This window comes from Desulfotomaculum sp. 1211_IL3151 (assembly GCF_036763075.1).
Classification (GTDB): Bacteria; Bacillota; Desulfotomaculia; order Desulfotomaculales; family Desulfotomaculaceae; genus Desulfotomaculum.
In genome coordinates this window covers 243,413-258,760 of record NZ_JBAIYV010000035.1, presented here as the reverse complement: position 1 = coordinate 258,760, position 15,348 = coordinate 243,413, and the positions used below count along the sequence as shown (strand labels likewise).

12 protein-coding genes are annotated in these 15,348 nt (G+C 46.6%); 11 read left to right on the top strand and 1 reads right to left on the bottom strand.

Features of this window, described 5'->3' with window-relative positions; translation table 11 throughout:
* Window positions 1-61 precede the first annotated feature (61 nt).
* The 11 genes from V6C11_RS09415 to V6C11_RS09365 all read left to right on the top strand — a co-directional run bounded on the left by V6C11_RS09415 (window position 62) and on the right by V6C11_RS09365 (window position 13,398).
* Window positions 62-1,390 (top strand): acetyl-CoA hydrolase/transferase family protein, encoded by a 1,329-nt coding sequence (locus tag V6C11_RS09415; RefSeq protein ID WP_333530889.1) that lies wholly within the window; start codon window positions 62-64, stop codon window positions 1,388-1,390.
* A gap of 432 nt (window positions 1,391-1,822) precedes the next feature.
* Window positions 1,823-2,380 carry a bifunctional pyr operon transcriptional regulator/uracil phosphoribosyltransferase PyrR gene (gene pyrR / locus V6C11_RS09410; protein ID WP_333530888.1) on the top strand — a complete coding sequence of 186 codons (558 nt, stop codon included), beginning with the start codon at window positions 1,823-1,825 and terminating at the stop codon, window positions 2,378-2,380.
* 235 nt (window positions 2,381-2,615) lie between these two features.
* Entirely contained in the window at window positions 2,616-3,554 is a 939-nt protein-coding gene (locus V6C11_RS09405; RefSeq protein ID WP_333530887.1) for an aspartate carbamoyltransferase catalytic subunit, read from the top strand.
* Window positions 3,538-4,818: a dihydroorotase gene (locus tag V6C11_RS09400; protein ID WP_333530886.1), complete on the top strand. Its 1,281-nt coding sequence runs from the start codon at window positions 3,538-3,540 to the stop codon at window positions 4,816-4,818. The genes V6C11_RS09405 and V6C11_RS09400 overlap by 17 nt, the downstream gene beginning before the upstream one ends.
* A gap of 157 nt (window positions 4,819-4,975) precedes the next feature.
* Window positions 4,976-8,197 (top strand): carbamoyl-phosphate synthase large subunit, encoded by a 3,222-nt coding sequence (carB, locus tag V6C11_RS09395; RefSeq protein WP_333530885.1) that lies wholly within the window; start codon window positions 4,976-4,978, stop codon window positions 8,195-8,197.
* A 147-nt stretch (window positions 8,198-8,344) separates the two neighbouring features.
* Entirely contained in the window at window positions 8,345-9,133 is a 789-nt protein-coding gene (locus tag V6C11_RS09390) for a dihydroorotate dehydrogenase electron transfer subunit (protein ID WP_333530884.1), read from the top strand.
* Window positions 9,130-10,044 carry a dihydroorotate dehydrogenase gene (locus V6C11_RS09385; protein ID WP_333530883.1) on the top strand — a complete coding sequence of 305 codons (915 nt, stop codon included), beginning with the start codon at window positions 9,130-9,132 and terminating at the stop codon, window positions 10,042-10,044. Before V6C11_RS09390 ends, V6C11_RS09385 begins: the two co-directional genes overlap by 4 nt.
* Window positions 10,045-10,066: 22 nt before the next feature.
* Entirely contained in the window at window positions 10,067-10,804 is a 738-nt protein-coding gene (gene pyrF / locus V6C11_RS09380; protein WP_333530882.1) for an orotidine-5'-phosphate decarboxylase, read from the top strand.
* A complete protein-coding gene (gene lspA, locus V6C11_RS09375; protein ID WP_333530881.1) occupies window positions 10,805-11,254 on the top strand; it encodes a signal peptidase II in 450 nt (149 codons plus the stop codon).
* A gap of 9 nt (window positions 11,255-11,263) precedes the next feature.
* Complete coding sequence (gene pyrE, locus V6C11_RS09370) at window positions 11,264-11,839, top strand: orotate phosphoribosyltransferase (protein WP_333530880.1); 576 nt, start codon at window positions 11,264-11,266, stop codon at window positions 11,837-11,839.
* A gap of 89 nt (window positions 11,840-11,928) precedes the next feature.
* Window positions 11,929-13,398 carry an alkaline phosphatase family protein gene (locus V6C11_RS09365; RefSeq protein ID WP_333530879.1) on the top strand — a complete coding sequence of 490 codons (1,470 nt, stop codon included), beginning with the start codon at window positions 11,929-11,931 and terminating at the stop codon, window positions 13,396-13,398.
* Between the two features lie 36 nt (window positions 13,399-13,434).
* Here the strand turns inward: V6C11_RS09365 and V6C11_RS09360 are convergent, their stop codons facing one another.
* Window positions 13,435-15,207, bottom strand: coding sequence for an Rqc2 family fibronectin-binding protein (locus tag V6C11_RS09360; RefSeq protein WP_333530878.1), 1,773 nt, complete (start codon window positions 15,205-15,207; stop codon window positions 13,435-13,437).
* Between the last annotated feature and the right edge of the window lie 141 nt (window positions 15,208-15,348).

The window sequence follows — 15,348 nt, the reverse complement described above, 5'->3', positions numbered from 1 at the left end:
AAGACATATTTTCATTTATACTACTATTAACTTAATATATAGATGAAAGGGGAAGCTATTTATGTTTTCAAGTTATGTGGATGAGTACAAAAAGAAGCTTGTTTCTGCTGATGAGGCAGCAAAAGTAGTAAAATCTGGTGATTGGATAGAATATGCCTTTGGTATAGCAGGTTCTGATGCCTTTGATAAAGCTCTTGCCAAACGCAAAGACGAACTAAAAGATGTAAATATACGTGTTGATATCGGTGCTTACCCCCATTATACCCTGGAAGCCAGCAATGAAGTTTTCACCTGGAACAGCTGGCATGTTGCTGGACATGACAAGGCTTGGATCAACAAAGGGCTTTATTATATTCCTATGAAATTCCATGAAATCGTTCCGATGACAAAAGAAAACTGCGTGCCCAATAATGTTTTTGTCGCTCAGGTCAGTCCGATGGATAAACACGGTTATTTCAGCTGGGGAGCAGGTGCACCAAGTGCAATGGCAGCCTTTGAAACGGCTCAATACAGGATTTTAGAAGTTAATCCCAAGATGCCTCGTGTATTGGGCGGCGGACAGGAATGTATACATATTTCTAGGGTAGATTATGTAATCGAAGTTGATAACAACATTCCAACCTTACCGGATAACCCTCCCAGTGAAATTGATGTTCAGTTAGCTGGAAACATCATCGGTAAATTGAGAGACGGTTGTTGTATCCAATTGGGTATCGGTGGTGTTCCGAATGCTGTTGGTGCGATGATAGCAGCATCCGACTTAAAAGATCTGGGTGTTCACACCGAAATGTATGTCGACGCTTATGTTAAAATGGCAGAAGCCGGAAAAATCACGGGTAAGTATAAAAATTTAGATAAGTATAAGCAAGTGTTCGCATTTGCCATGGGTTCACAAAAATTATACGATTATATTGATGATAACCCCGGTTGCATAGCTTACAACGTTGATTATACAAATCATCCCTCAATAATTGCACAGATAGACAACTTTGTTTCAATCAATGCCTGCATTGAAGTAGATCTGTTTGGCCAGCTATGTTCTGAGAGTGCAGGAACCCGACATATCAGCGGAACCGGCGGACAGCTTGATTTTGTAGAAGGTGCTTTTAAATCAAAAGGCGGACAAAGCTTCGTTTGTACACCATCTGTCAAAGAAATCAAAGGTAAGAGAGTATCTGCAATAAAACCAATTCTAACTCCAGGTGCTATCGTGACTTGCCCAAGAACGGCTACCCATATGATCGTAACTGAACAGGGAATTGCCAATATGAAAGGTAAGAGCACATGGGAACGTGCTGAAGCTTTAATCAATATCGCACATCCTGATTTCAGAGAAGAATTGATCAAAGATGCAGAGTCAATGAATATTTGGAGAAAGAGCAACAAATAGTATTAATATAACTAGTTAAAAACAAAAAAGCCGCAATTGCGGCTTTTTTGTTTTTAACTAGTTATTGTGGACAATGAACCGGGCATCCCGGGGCTTCACTCGAATTAAAGCGTTCAGGGGGTTCCTGGCAAAAGCAGGGGGTTGTGGGCGATGGGCCTTGGGGGTCATGGCTATTTTGATCTTTTGGTTGACAGTGGTAAAAAGCAATGATAAACTAAGTTTCGATATAAATCCTTTAAGTTGGTTCAGAGAAGCCGGTAAGGATATAGATTTACTCATGGATCAGAGTTAAACTATACCTACCGGAAGGTAGGTTTTTTGCATGACTGATAGTATATAACTTTCCGCTGTACATAAACTACTTTATGAATGAATGACTCAAGGGGACGGCTAACGACGAATAGCTAACGACTATTACGGAGGTGTCTAACGATGAATGAACGTGATTTAAAGGAAAAGGCTCAAATACTTGACGATAAAGGTATGAGAAGAGCAATGGTGCGCATTGCCCATGAGGTTATAGAGCGCAATAAAGGGGTCGAAAACTTAGTTTTGATCGGTATTCGACGTCGTGGTGTGCCTTTGGCCCAAAGGTTGGCTAAGTTTATCAATGATATCGAAGGGACCAGTGTGCCAGTGGGTATCCTGGATATCACCCTTTATCGAGACGATTTAACCACTCTGGCTAATCAGCCCCAAGTTCATCAGACAGAAGTAGCTTTTCCCATCACAGGTAAAAAAGTTGTACTGGTGGATGATGTGCTTTATACTGGCCGTACCGTAAGGGCAGCCCTTGATGCCATCATGGACTTGGGCAGACCAGAGGTGGTACAACTGGCTGTCCTAATTGACCGGGGACACAAAGAGATTCCCATTCGGGCTGACTATGTCGGCAAGAATGTTCCCACATCCCGCAAAGAAGTAATATCCGTCCGTTTAGCGGAAATTGATCAAGAAGAGAGAGTCGTCATTCTCGCAGGAATTGAATAAAGTCAACCTGATAGAACCTTTAAATTTGGTCCAGAGAGGCCGGCAAGGTAAATCCTCCAGGGTGAGGAATCAGGCTTAAATTTCCATCGGGAATGAGCCATTTTTCGAATGCCGGCCTCAACCAGATTTGTCTGGTTGGGGCTTTTTTTCTGGCCTTTTATAGGCTGATGGCTAACGTGTTAACCGGGAAAGCTAAGAGTTGTGAAAAGGGTATTGAAATGAGGAGGGTTGATACATGTTTTGGCAGAGAAAGGATTTGTTAGGCTTAAGATATCTGACCCCGGAAGAAATTAATTTAATCTTAGACACAGCGGGACCGATGAAGGAAATAATTGGTCGTAAAATTAAAAAGACCCCAACCCTGCGGGGGCGTAGTATGGTAACCCTATTCTATGAGAATAGCACAAGGACCAGATCCTCCTTTGATTTAGCTGGCAAGTTTTTGAGTGCGGATACGGTGGGACTTTCCTCTTCCAGCAGTTCAGTTGCCAAGGGGGAAAGCCTAAGAGATACGGGCTTGACCCTAAATGCCATGGGTGTTGATGTGGTGGTTATTCGTCACCCGGCCAGTGGTGCGGCGGAATATTTAGCCAAGTGTATTCCTGCAGCGGTAATCAATGCCGGTGATGGAACCCATGAGCATCCTACCCAGGCCCTGTTGGACATGTATACCATCCGGGAGAAGAAAGGGAGTTTAACCGGACTAAAGGTAGTGATTATCGGAGATCTATTACACAGTCGTGTGGCCCGATCGAATATCTGGGGTTTAACAAAAATGGGGGCAGAGGTAAGGGTGGCCGGACCCATGACCCTAATCCCACAGGATATAAAGGCGATGGGAGTCAAGGTTTATACCAAAGTGGAAGAGGCCTTGGCAGGGGCTGATGTAGTCAATGTCCTGCGTATACAGATGGAAAGACAGCAGCAGGGACTCTTCCCTTCAATTAGGGAATACAGCCGATTGTATGGCATCAATCAAAGCAGGTTAGAATTAACTGCTGCGGATGCGATTGTGTTACACCCGGGACCTATGAACAGGGGCGTCGAAATTGACCCACAAATCGCCTATGGCAACCGTTCTGTAATAACCGAGCAGGTAACCAATGGAGTGGCAGTGCGAATGGCTCTCCTCTATTTATTAACTGGGGGTGAATATCATGCGATATCTAATTAAGGGTGGTATTGTGGTAGATCCTGTGTCAGAGACGTTAACTCCCTTGGATATTTTAGTGGAAAATGGTTTGATCAAGGAAGTTGGCGACCTCAATGATCCCGAAGCACAAATCATAGCTGCGGAGGGGAAACTTGTTTGTCCTGGTTTTATTGATATCCATGTTCACCTGCGAGAACCAGGTTATGAGTATAAGGAGGACATCGCCAGCGGCACGAAAGCTGCGGCAATGGGGGGGTTTACAGCCGTGGCCTGTATGCCCAACACGGAGCCGGTGGCAGATAATGCCGCGGTGATCGGCCATATTCTGGCCAAGGCAGCTCAGGCCTCCTGCAAGGTATATCCAATTGGTGCCCTAACCAAGGGCTCCCAGGGCAAGGAATTAACAGAGATGGCAGATTTAAAGGATGCAGGTGTAGTTGCTCTGTCTGATGACGGTATGCCTGTGATGAATGCGGAGGTCATGCGTAGGGTCATGCAGTATGCGTCCATGCTGGATTTAACTGTGATTTCACATTGCGAAGACAGCAATCTTTCTGTCCAGGGTCAAATGCATGAGGGAGCCGTTGCCACCATGCTGGGTCTCAAGGGTATCCCCTCGGCTGCAGAGGAGGTTATGGTGGCCAGAGATATTTTACTGGCAGAATATACTGGCTGCAGGCTCCATTTAGCCCACATTAGTACCGAGGGCAGTGTTCGCCTGGTAAGACAGGCTAAAGCCAGGGGGGTGGCAGTAACGGCTGAAGTAGCGCCACATCATTTTACCTTAACCGAGGAAGCTGTTCAGGGCTTTAATACCAATGCCAAAGTAAATCCCCCCCTACGCTCCCAGGCAGACGTTGCAGCAGTAATAGAGGGGCTGAGGGACGGCACCATTGATGTTATCGCCACGGATCATGCACCCCATGCTTATCACGAAAAGGATGTCGAATTTCAATATGCCCCAAATGGTCTGATCGGCCTAGAAACAGCAGTGGGTCTTACCTTTACAAAATTAATTAAGACCGGTATTCTCACCATACCCCAGGCTGTGGCTAAACTTACCTGTAATCCCTATAAGGTGATTGGTCGGGCGGGGGGCCGCTTAGTGCCCGGCACGGCAGCAGATATTACCATCATCGACCCGGACCTTTGTGAAGTGGTTGATCCAGCAAAGTTAGTCAGTAAAAGCAAAAATACACCCTTTAGTCGCTGGAAGCTCACGGGTATGCCTATATTGACCATGGTGCAAGGTCGGATAATGATGCAGAATCGAAAACTACTGTAGCTATTAGCTGTGAGCGAAATGATAACGATAGCAGCGGCTAGTTTGATGGATTTTATTTCCCGGAGGGGCCATGGGCTAGGTTTATTGCCAATAGAAAACACGAACCATAAAAGCTAAGGCTAAGAATACAAACTTTACCCTAAGGAGGAGTTAACCCATGCCAAAAAAGCAGGGTATTAAGAAAGTACTTGTGATAGGTTCTGGCCCCATCGTCATTGGTCAGGCAGCGGAATTTGATTATGCAGGAACCCAGGCCTGCCGTTCCTTAAGGGAAGAAGGGCTGGAAGTGGTATTGGTTAACTCTAATCCAGCCACCATTATGACCGATGCCAACATGGCAGATAAAATATATATCGAGCCCCTCACACCGGAATTTGTCACCCGAATCATTCGTCAGGAGAAACCAGATGGTTTGTTGCCTACGCTGGGTGGACAGGTTGGGCTGAATATCGCCCTGCAGCTTGCGGAGCGGGGTGTTTTAGACCAAGAGGGAGTGGTTCTCTTGGGTACTCCCCTGGACTCTATCCGCAAGGCGGAAGATCGTGAAATGTTTAAATTGATGATGGAACAAATTGGCGAACCAGTACCGGAAAGCACCATTGTCTGCTCCCTGCGTGAAGCCTTAGAATTTGCCGATACCATTGGCTACCCGGTAATCGTACGGCCAGCCTATACCCTGGGAGGCACCGGGGGGGGGATTGCCCAAAATAGGGAAGAACTCAGGGCAGTGGCCATTCGGGGCTTAAAACACAGTTTGATTGGACAAATTCTGGTGGAACGCAGCGTTGCCGGTTGGAAGGAAATTGAGTATGAAGTAATCAGAGATGGTGCGGATAATTGTATCGTAGTATGCAATATGGAAAACTTTGATCCGGTTGGGGTGCACACCGGTGACAGCATCGTGGTAGCACCGGCCCAGACCCTCAGCGAAGAACAGTGTCAAATGTTCCGGGATGCTTCCTTTAATATGATCCGCGCCCTGGGGATTGAGGGTGGCTGTAACGTGCAATTTGCCTTGCATCCCCAAAGCTCTCAATATTATGTCATTGAGGTAAACCCTCGGGTTTCCCGTTCCTCTGCCTTGGCCTCCAAGGCAACTAGCTACCCCATCGCTAAGATTGCCAGCAAAATAGCCATTGGCTTAACCCTGGATGAGATTCGCAACTCAGTGACAGGCGGTACCTATGCTAACTTTGAACCTGTCCTTGATTACCTGGTGCTCAAATTTCCCCGCTGGCCCTTTGATAAGTTCAGCGAAGCCGACCGTACCCTGGGAACCCAGATGAAGGCAACCGGTGAAGTTATGTCCATCGACAGAACCTTTGAAGCGGCCCTCTTAAAAGCCATTCGATCCTTGGAAATAGGTGTTTATGGACCAAGGTTGGCAGAAATGGCAGATCTATCAGAGGCAGAATTGCTGGATAAATTGGCAAAGGCCGAGGACCAGAGGATTTTTGCCATAACGGAGTACTTCCGGCGTGGTGGTGACGTAAATAAGGCGGCAGAGGTAAGTGGTATCAATGTTTTCTTTTTAGAAAAAATTTATCGGGTAGTAGACTTCGAACAGCAGCTATGCCAGTCAGCCAAGACAAACCTAAGCAAAGAAATCCTGCTAAGGGCTAAGAAATATGGCATGGCGGATCAATACATTAGCTCACTTACGGATATACCTGAAGCAAAGCTAAGGGAATTAAGGAAGACTTATCATATTGAGCCTGTCTATCGGATGATCGATAGCATTGGGACTGAGTCGGAAGCGATTACGCCTTCCTATTACTCCAGTTATGAAGCAGAAAATGAGGCAATTCCCAACCAGTGTGCTAAGATTGTCGTATTAGGCTCAGGTCCTATTCGCATCGGCCAAGGAATTGAATTTGACTATTGTTCGGTACATTCTGTTTGGGCCCTAAGAGAGGAAAATATTGAGGCCATTATCATTAATAATAATCCTGAAACAGTCAGTACCGATTTTGATACTTCGGATGGACTATATTTTGAACCTCTTATTGCCGAGGATGTGCTGCATATTTTAGAAAGGGAAAAACCCCAGGGGGTTATCGTGCAGTTTGGTGGTCAAACAGCTATCAACTTGGCCAAACCCCTGGAGCAAGCGGGGTATCAGATTATCGGCACTTCCGTTGAAGCCATTGATATTGCCGAGGATCGGGAACGTTTTGACCAGCTGTTAACTGAACTGGGCATTCCCAAGCCACTGGGGCGTACTGCTTATTCCGTGCAGGAAGCAACCGTCATTGCTGAGGAAATTGGCTTTCCTGTGCTGGTGCGTCCTTCCTATGTATTGGGTGGACGGGCCATGGAAATCATCTATTCCCAGGAAGAGCTCTTATCCTACATGGCAAGGGCTGTTAAAGTGACACCGGATCACCCGGTGCTGGTGGATCGCTATATGCTGGGCCGGGAGTTTGAAGTGGATGCCATTTGTGATGGTAAAAGTGTCTTGGTCCCTGGCATTATGGAGCATATTGAAAGAGCCGGCGTACATTCCGGGGACAGTATCTCCGTCTACCCGGCCCAAAGTTTATCTGCCCAGCAGCTTGAGCAAATGGTCAGCTATACCAGAAGTTTGGCTCTGGCCCTAAATGTGAAAGGTTTAGTCAATATTCAGTACGTCCTGCATGAGGAACAGATTTATGTTATTGAGGTAAATCCTCGCTCCAGTCGAACAGTACCCTATATGAGTAAAGTAACCGGTATTCCCATGGTCAATCTGGCTACCAAATGTGCCTTAGGTAAAACCCTGGCAGAAATGGGCTATCAAGATGGACTTGTGCCGGATACCGGACTTGTGGCTGTTAAGGCACCCGTATTCTCCTTTGGTAAACTTTCCAATGTAGATGTTTCCTTGGGACCAGAGATGAAATCAACCGGCGAAGTATTGGGGGTAGACCGCCAATTATCCGTAGCTCTGTATAAAGCCATGCTGGCCGCAGGCACAGAGTTTCCTAAGCAAGGAACGGTTTTGGCTACCATAGCCAATCGAGATAAAGCAGAATCCCTCCCGATCATTCAGGGACTCCAGGAATTGGGTTATCAAATATATGCCACCAGGGGTACAGCAGAATTTCTGAAACAACATGGCATTGAAGTTACCGCTGTAAACAAGGTAGGGGAAGGCGGCGAAACCATTGTAGATCTCATCAAGGCCGGCAGGATTGACCTGGTCATCAATACGATTAGCCGGGGTAAAGAACCACAAAGGGATGGCTTTAAAATACGACGCAATGCCGTAGAACATGGTATCCCCTGCTTAACCTCCATGGATACAGCCTGGGCCGCCTTGGAAGTACTCCACGGCATCCAGGAAGGTGAACTGCCGGATTTAGTTCCCCTCCAGAATTATCTCCCTAAGGCTGAGTAAACCTTGCCAATGTTGGTATAAAGAGGGTAAACTTGAATTAGCCGTCAGCTATCCGCTTTATAAGCTTTGGGGGTATTGGCTAAAAAATCATCCGGCTATGATAAGAAAGAATCATCAGCCCATTAATAATTTTGGGGGTGACAGAAGATGTCCAAAATTACGGATGCCAAGGTCTTGGCAGTTTACAATGTGGCACCAAATACCTATTATATGGAATTAGAAGCCCCGGATATTGCCCGGCTTGCTGTGCCGGGCCAATTTGTGCATGTGAGGTGTAGTGATAGCCTAGACCCGCTGCTGCGCAGACCCATATCCATTCATATGGTCAGTCGGCCTAAGGGTGTCTTGGCCCTGCTTTTTAGAGTGGTGGGAAAAGGGACAGAAATGTTGGCACAATATAAGGCTGGCGACAAGGTTAACATAATGGGACCTCTGGGGCGGGGTTTTACACTGCCGCTGCCTGGTTCAAAGGTTGCCGTGGCCGCTGGTGGCATTGGCGCGGCTCCTCTGGTATTTCTGGTACAGGAATTGGCTAACCTGAAATGTCAAATTACCGTTTATTTAGGTGCCAAGGACAAGAAAAGTGTGCTTTGCGATGGGCAATTTGTGCAAATGGAAGCCGAGGTGGTCATTGCCACCGATGACGGTTCCCTGGGTTTTAAAGGTACCGTGCCAGAACTAATGCAGCGGCATATGGATTGGCGTAAAACTGCCCTGACCTATGTCTGCGGCCCTGGTCCAATGATGAAGGAAATATCCTCCATGCTGGCAGAAGCAGATGTGCCAGGTGAAGTGTCCCTGGAAGAGAAAATGGGTTGTGGTGTAGGAGCCTGCCTTTCCTGTGCAGTAAAAATTTCTCATCACGGGCAAATTAATACGAAACGGGCCTGCGCTGACGGGCCGGTATTTCCATCCTGGCAGGTGATCTGGGAGTGAAACCAAATCTAGCGGTAAAAATTGGCCAACTTAAAATGCTTAATCCAGTTACCACTGCCTCTGGAACCTTTGGCTATGGACAAGAATATTCTCCCTATGTCGATATAGATCGTCTGGGTGCCATCGTGGTTAAGGGAACGACCCTGGAACCAAGGGAAGGCAATCCCACACCCAGATTAGTAGAAACCCCAGCCGGTATTTTAAATTCCATCGGCTTGCAAAATGTCGGGGTTGATCATTTAATCCAAGCGTACTTACCCTACTTTGCAAAATTAACAACTCCGGTCATTGTCAATATTTCTGGCAACACCATTGAAGATTATGCTGATTTGGCAGCCAGACTGGATGGTCTTGGGGGCATTGCCGCTCTGGAGGTCAATATATCCTGCCCCAATGTTAAGAAGGGAGGGATGGCCTTTGGCAGTGATGCCAAGACTGCCGCAGAAGTAACGAAAGCAGTTCGCCAAGCCACAACCCTGCCTGTGATTGTCAAACTGTCCCCCAATGTAACGGATATTACAGAAATTGCCAAATCAGTGGAAGCGGTTGGTGCAGATGGACTATCGGCCATCAATACTTTACTTGGTATGGCCATTGATGTCCAAAGGAGAAAGCCAGTCTTAGGCAACATTCTGGGTGGATTATCTGGCCCCGCTGTAAAACCCGTGGCGGTACGGGCAGTGTGGCAGGTGTATAAGGCTGTTGCTATTCCCATTATTGGCATGGGTGGCATTATGAATGCTGCGGATGCACTGGAATTTATTCTTGCCGGTGCCACAGCGGTGGCAGTGGGAACGGCCAACTTTGTCAACCCCCGGGCTACCCTTGAGGTACTTGAAGGAATTGAAAACTATTTAATGGAGCATGGTATGAACGACATTAATCAACTGATCGGGGCTGCCCATCGCTAGGGAACAGACCAGAGGAGGCTTTATGATCGATAAAGAACAGAGGGCGAAGGAAAGTTTAATCGTGGCCTTGGATGTTGATACCAGGGAAGAAGCACTTAAGTTGACCCAAGATCTTTCACCCTATGCCGGCTGCTTTAAAGTAGGTATGCAGTTGTTTTACAGCCATGGCCCTGAGATTATTAGACTGATCAAGGATCAAGGGGTTAAGGTCTTTTTAGATTTAAAGCTGCATGATATACCTAATACTGTTGGACAAGCAGCCAGGGTTTTGGCGGGATTAGGGGCCGACATTATCAATGTCCATGCCAGCGGTGGTGTGGCCATGATGCGGCAGGCGGCTGAGGCAGTAAGAGAGAGGGCCTATGCCCTGGCCCAACCAACTCCTTTGGTTATTTCGGTAACCGTATTAACCAGTATGGATCTTCGGGTTTTTAATCATGAAATTGGCATACCTGGGACAATTCAAGATAAGGTCAGGGAATGGGCACACATGACCCAGGAAGCTGGCCTGGATGGTGTGGTAGCATCACCCCGTGAAATTGAAACCATTCGGCAGACCTGTGGCCCAGAGTTTAAGATTATCACCCCCGGTATTCGCCCGGCATGGTCTGCGGCTGGTGACCAAAAAAGAATTATGACACCGGGGGAGGCTATCAAACAGGGGGCATCTTACATCGTAGTGGGACGTCCCATTACCAGTAATGTAGAACCCATTGCAGCAGCTCAGAAAATACGCTCAGAAATAATCGAGGTACTTTAAATGATACGTTTTTTCCTGGTACTGCTTGTAACCCTGGTAATTGATCAACTTAGCAAGTATATTGTGATAAAAAACATGTTGCTGGGGGAATCAATTCCCCTGGTAACTGGAATTTTTCATCTAACCTATATTCAAAATCCTGGTGCTGCCTTTGGTATGTTGGCCGGCAAAACCTGGTTTTTTGTCGTCGTAACCCTATTGGTTTTAGGTGCCATGGCCTTTGGCTATCGCTGGATCCAACAATCCGGGGCTTTATATCAATGGGCCCTGGGCCTGGTAGCGGGCGGAGCCATCGGAAATCTGATTGACCGGATTCGTTTTGCCAAGGTCATTGATTTTCTTGATTTTAGAATTTGGCCTGTTTTTAACCTGGCAGATACAGCCATCTGCATTGGTGTGGGCTTAATCCTGCTGGATACCCTGCGTGAATTTAAAAAAGAAAGGAACTGAGGTTACTGCATGGAAAGAGAAGAAATCATTGAGATATTTACAAAAACGGGTGCGATGCTGACCGGGCACTTCCTGTTGACCTCGGGTAAACATAGCAACCGCTATTTCCAGTGTGCCCAAGTGTTGCAGCACCCCCAATATACCCAGGTACTGTGCCAGGCATTGGCGGAGAGCTTTAAGAATCAGGCTGTTCAGACGGTAATTGGTCCTGCCATGGGGGGGATTTTGGTATCCTACGAGGTGGCCAGGGCACTGGGTGTACGTAGCTTATTTACTGAAAGAGTAAATGGCAAGATGTCCCTGCGAAGAAATTTTTCCATCCAACCGGGTGAAAGGGTACTGGTGGTGGAGGATGTGATAACCACCGGCGGTTCCGTGGCCGAGGTAATTGATGTGGTCAAGGGCATGGGCGGCGAAGTTGTGGGAGTAGGTGTCCTGGTGGACCGCAGCAACGTCCGGGCCAATCTCGGTGTAAGAACCGAGGCCTTATTAACGGTTGCAGTAGAAACCTACGAGCCTGAAAGCTGCCCTCTTTGTGCTGCTGGTACACCCGCTGTCAAACCAGGCAGCCGTCAAATAACCTAAAAATATGCCAATAAAACTCCTCTAGCTGGAAAACCTATAGAGGAGTTTTTTCTTTTCAATGGCTCAAGTGAACAGGCGGGGGTGTTGTAATGCCGCAGTATAAAAGGGTTATTTACATTATCATTGATTCATTTCATCCTAGGGCACTGGAACATTGTATGGCCCGGGGTGAATTGTCGGCCTTTTCTTTTTTAATCCAGAAGGGCAGCCTAGATCCAGACTGTGTATCAATATTTCCCACCATGACCCCAACCTGTACCAGTACATTGGCCACTGGCGCACCACCATCCACCCATGGAATTCCTGGCATGGTTTGGTATCACAGGGGAGAGCGGAGGTTTGTCGATTATGGATCTTCGTGGCTTTCTTTTATTAAAAATGGTTTCATTCAAACGGCCCAGGATTTCTTGTATAATCTAAATCATCGGCAATTGGGCTGGCAGGTACAGACCATTTATGAAAGTTTAGAGCCCAGGGGCTATTATACCGCTGCGGTAAACCCTCTCATATATAGGGGAAATACCGAATATATAGCCCATATTCCCTTCATTTTTAAATTGCTTACCTTGTTTCAACTGGAAGATACGAAAGTATATGGTCCCAAGGGTTTTTGTTTAGGCAGGGCCTATCAACCACCAGGGGATTTGAGGCAGCGTGTTGAGGAAGTGCGTTACTGGGGAAAATTGGGTATTAATGATAAATTTGCGGTTAGGGCGGCCAAATGGTTTTTACAACAGGAAAAGAAACCGGATTTATTAAGTATCTATCTGCCGGATACCGACAGCAAAGCCCATGCGGATAATCCTGATTGCTGTCAACCCTGTTTAACCAGGTTGGATAAAGAGCTTGCCAGTATCTTGGATTGTTTTCCCAGCTGGGACGAAGCCTTGGCGGAAAATATATTTATTGTTGTGGGGGATCACGCCCAGTCTGCCTTAATGCCGGGCAAGCAGTCCTTGGTAAATGTACCAGCTCTTTTGAGGGCATATTCCCAAGCCAGGGCTGGAGAGGATTTTGTGCTGGACAGGGATATTGCTATTTGTTCCAATGAACGGATGGCCTATATTTATATTCTAACATCTAGCCCAGGTATCAAAAAAGATCTCGTTAAGTGCCTAGCGGAGGAACCTAAGATCGATCAGGTCATCCATAAAGAAAATTCCCGCCACCATGTGGTAACGGATCGGGGAGAATTAAGCTTTTGCCAGGGAACCAGTTATTTCGATTGCTATGGCAACGGCTGGGAGGTGACAGGTGCCTGGGAAGCTCTGGATCTAAAAATAAAGGATGGTCAAATCCAATACGGTGATTACCCCAATGCCTTGGAGCGAATCGCCCAATGTTTCGAAAACCCCCACGGCGGCGATCTTGTTATCACAGCCAAACCAGGTTATTTGCTGCTTGGGGAAGGGGTGCCCAAATGGTATGGCAGGGGAAGTCATGGTTCCCTACACAAGGAGGACTCATTGGTCCCCTTAATTATCAGCGGGGCTTCCCAAAAAATCGAGAAGCCCCGGCTGGTTGATATTGTTCCTTTTATAAAGACACTACTGCCTTGAATTAGCGAATAGCCATTAGTGTCAGCAAACTTAAAGCTAATCGGCGGATAACTTTTCCACCAATTCCTCACTGGGGGAAACATATAGGGTTTGTTGATGGTCGTAGATAACCATGCCTGGCTTAGCACCATTGGGTTTGCGCACATGGCGGCGCAAGGTAAAATCAACCGGTACTTTACCTGCTTGCCTGGATTTACTAAACCAGGCTGCCAAAGTGGCTGCTTCCAGGAGGGTTTGTTCAGGCACCTCCCCGGCAATATTACGGATGATTACATGGGACCCAGGAATGTCTTTGGTATGCAGCCAAATATCATCATCTCCTGCTAAACGTAAGGTTAAATAATCGTTTTGTTTATTATTTTTACCTACTAGAATGGTGATCCCTTCTGAAGAGAGGAAGGACATCGGTTCTGGTCTGGTTTTTTCCTTCTTGGCCCGGGATCGAGGGTTTTGCCCCCGGGGTTTAAGATAGCCTTGCTCCTCTAATTCACTTTGTATTTCTTTTAAATCCTCCAGGTGCATGGCTTGGGTAATGGCTGTTTCCACTGCTTCCAGATAGTTAAGCTCGGTTTCGGCCTGATCTAAATGCACCAAGACCGCTTCCCTTGTGTTTTTTGCCTTTAGGTATTTTTTAAAAAATTCCTGGGCGTTTTGTGATGGCGTGAGGGATTGATCCATTGAAATAATCATTTCTTTTCCCTCAGGGTCATAAAAGTTTTGTACCCTGGCCTCCGTGCCTTGGTCAATTTGGTATAGGTTAGCGGTTAATAATTCTCCTTGAATACGATATTCATTTGCCCTTTCAGCAGAATCCAGGGATTTTTGATAAAGGGTAATTTTCTTTTTTAAGCGCCCGATTTCCTTGCGCAGGGTCTGTAAAAGAGAATGACGGAAGGAATCCAGCTGTCGCAGTCCGGTGATCTTTGTATAGTACTGATCTAAAATAACATTCATCTTGTTTTCTTCTCTTTTGAAAGCTTTCATATGTTGTAAATCGATGGCAGAAAATTCAAGGGGTAAAGCCCGGCGGTCTAAAAGAAGGGTGGGTTGAAAACGGCCTGTCTCCAGTACGCTGCTCAGGTATTGTACTTGCTGCCAAAGCTGATTAAGTTCATAGTCACCACAATGCTCCAGCCGGTAGTCCACCGACAAACCAGCCCGGCATACCAACTCACGACAGGTCAGAGGACCCACACCGGCAAACCTTCTGAGAAAGATATCCGCCACCGTTAAATTGATATCTTCGTTCATCATGATTTCCCGAAACAAATCTTCGTTTAATTGGCGCACATCTAATTTATTTTGTGCCGGCGGCGGTAAATAGGGGCGATTCGGCAAAACCTCCCGGTAACGGGAAACTGCATGGGAATAACGATGAATACCATCCACCACGATATTATTGTCGGGATCGACCAGTAGAATATTACTGTGCTTCCCCATAACCTCGCAAAACAGGTATTTTTCCCCGGGACGACCCAATTCATCTCGGGAATCTATGGTAAATTGCAAAATGCGCTCTAAACCAACCTGGGACACGGAACGAATACGGCCACCCTCCAGGTGTTTGCGTAAAACCATGCAAAAAATGGGTGGTGTTAAGGGATTTATATAGGATGCTGTGGTGCAATGAATACGGGCATCTTTGGCATTTGCAGAGATAAGAAGTTTTTGTTTACCTTTCTCCCTTGTATGAATAACCAAGATCAATTCATTGGCATTGGGTTGCTGAATTTTCTCCAACCTACCTCCAACCAATCCATCCGAAAGCTCCTTAGCCACTGCTGCCATAACTAAACCATCAAAGGCCATTTGAATCTTCTCCTTCCACTCCTCTTATTTTAACGGAGCCAACAACCGATGTCATCCTAATTTCTCTCCTGCTACAACCAAATTATGGGTCTTTTTTCAGGACAGGCTGAATAAGCTTGAACTAAATATAAGGACAAACCT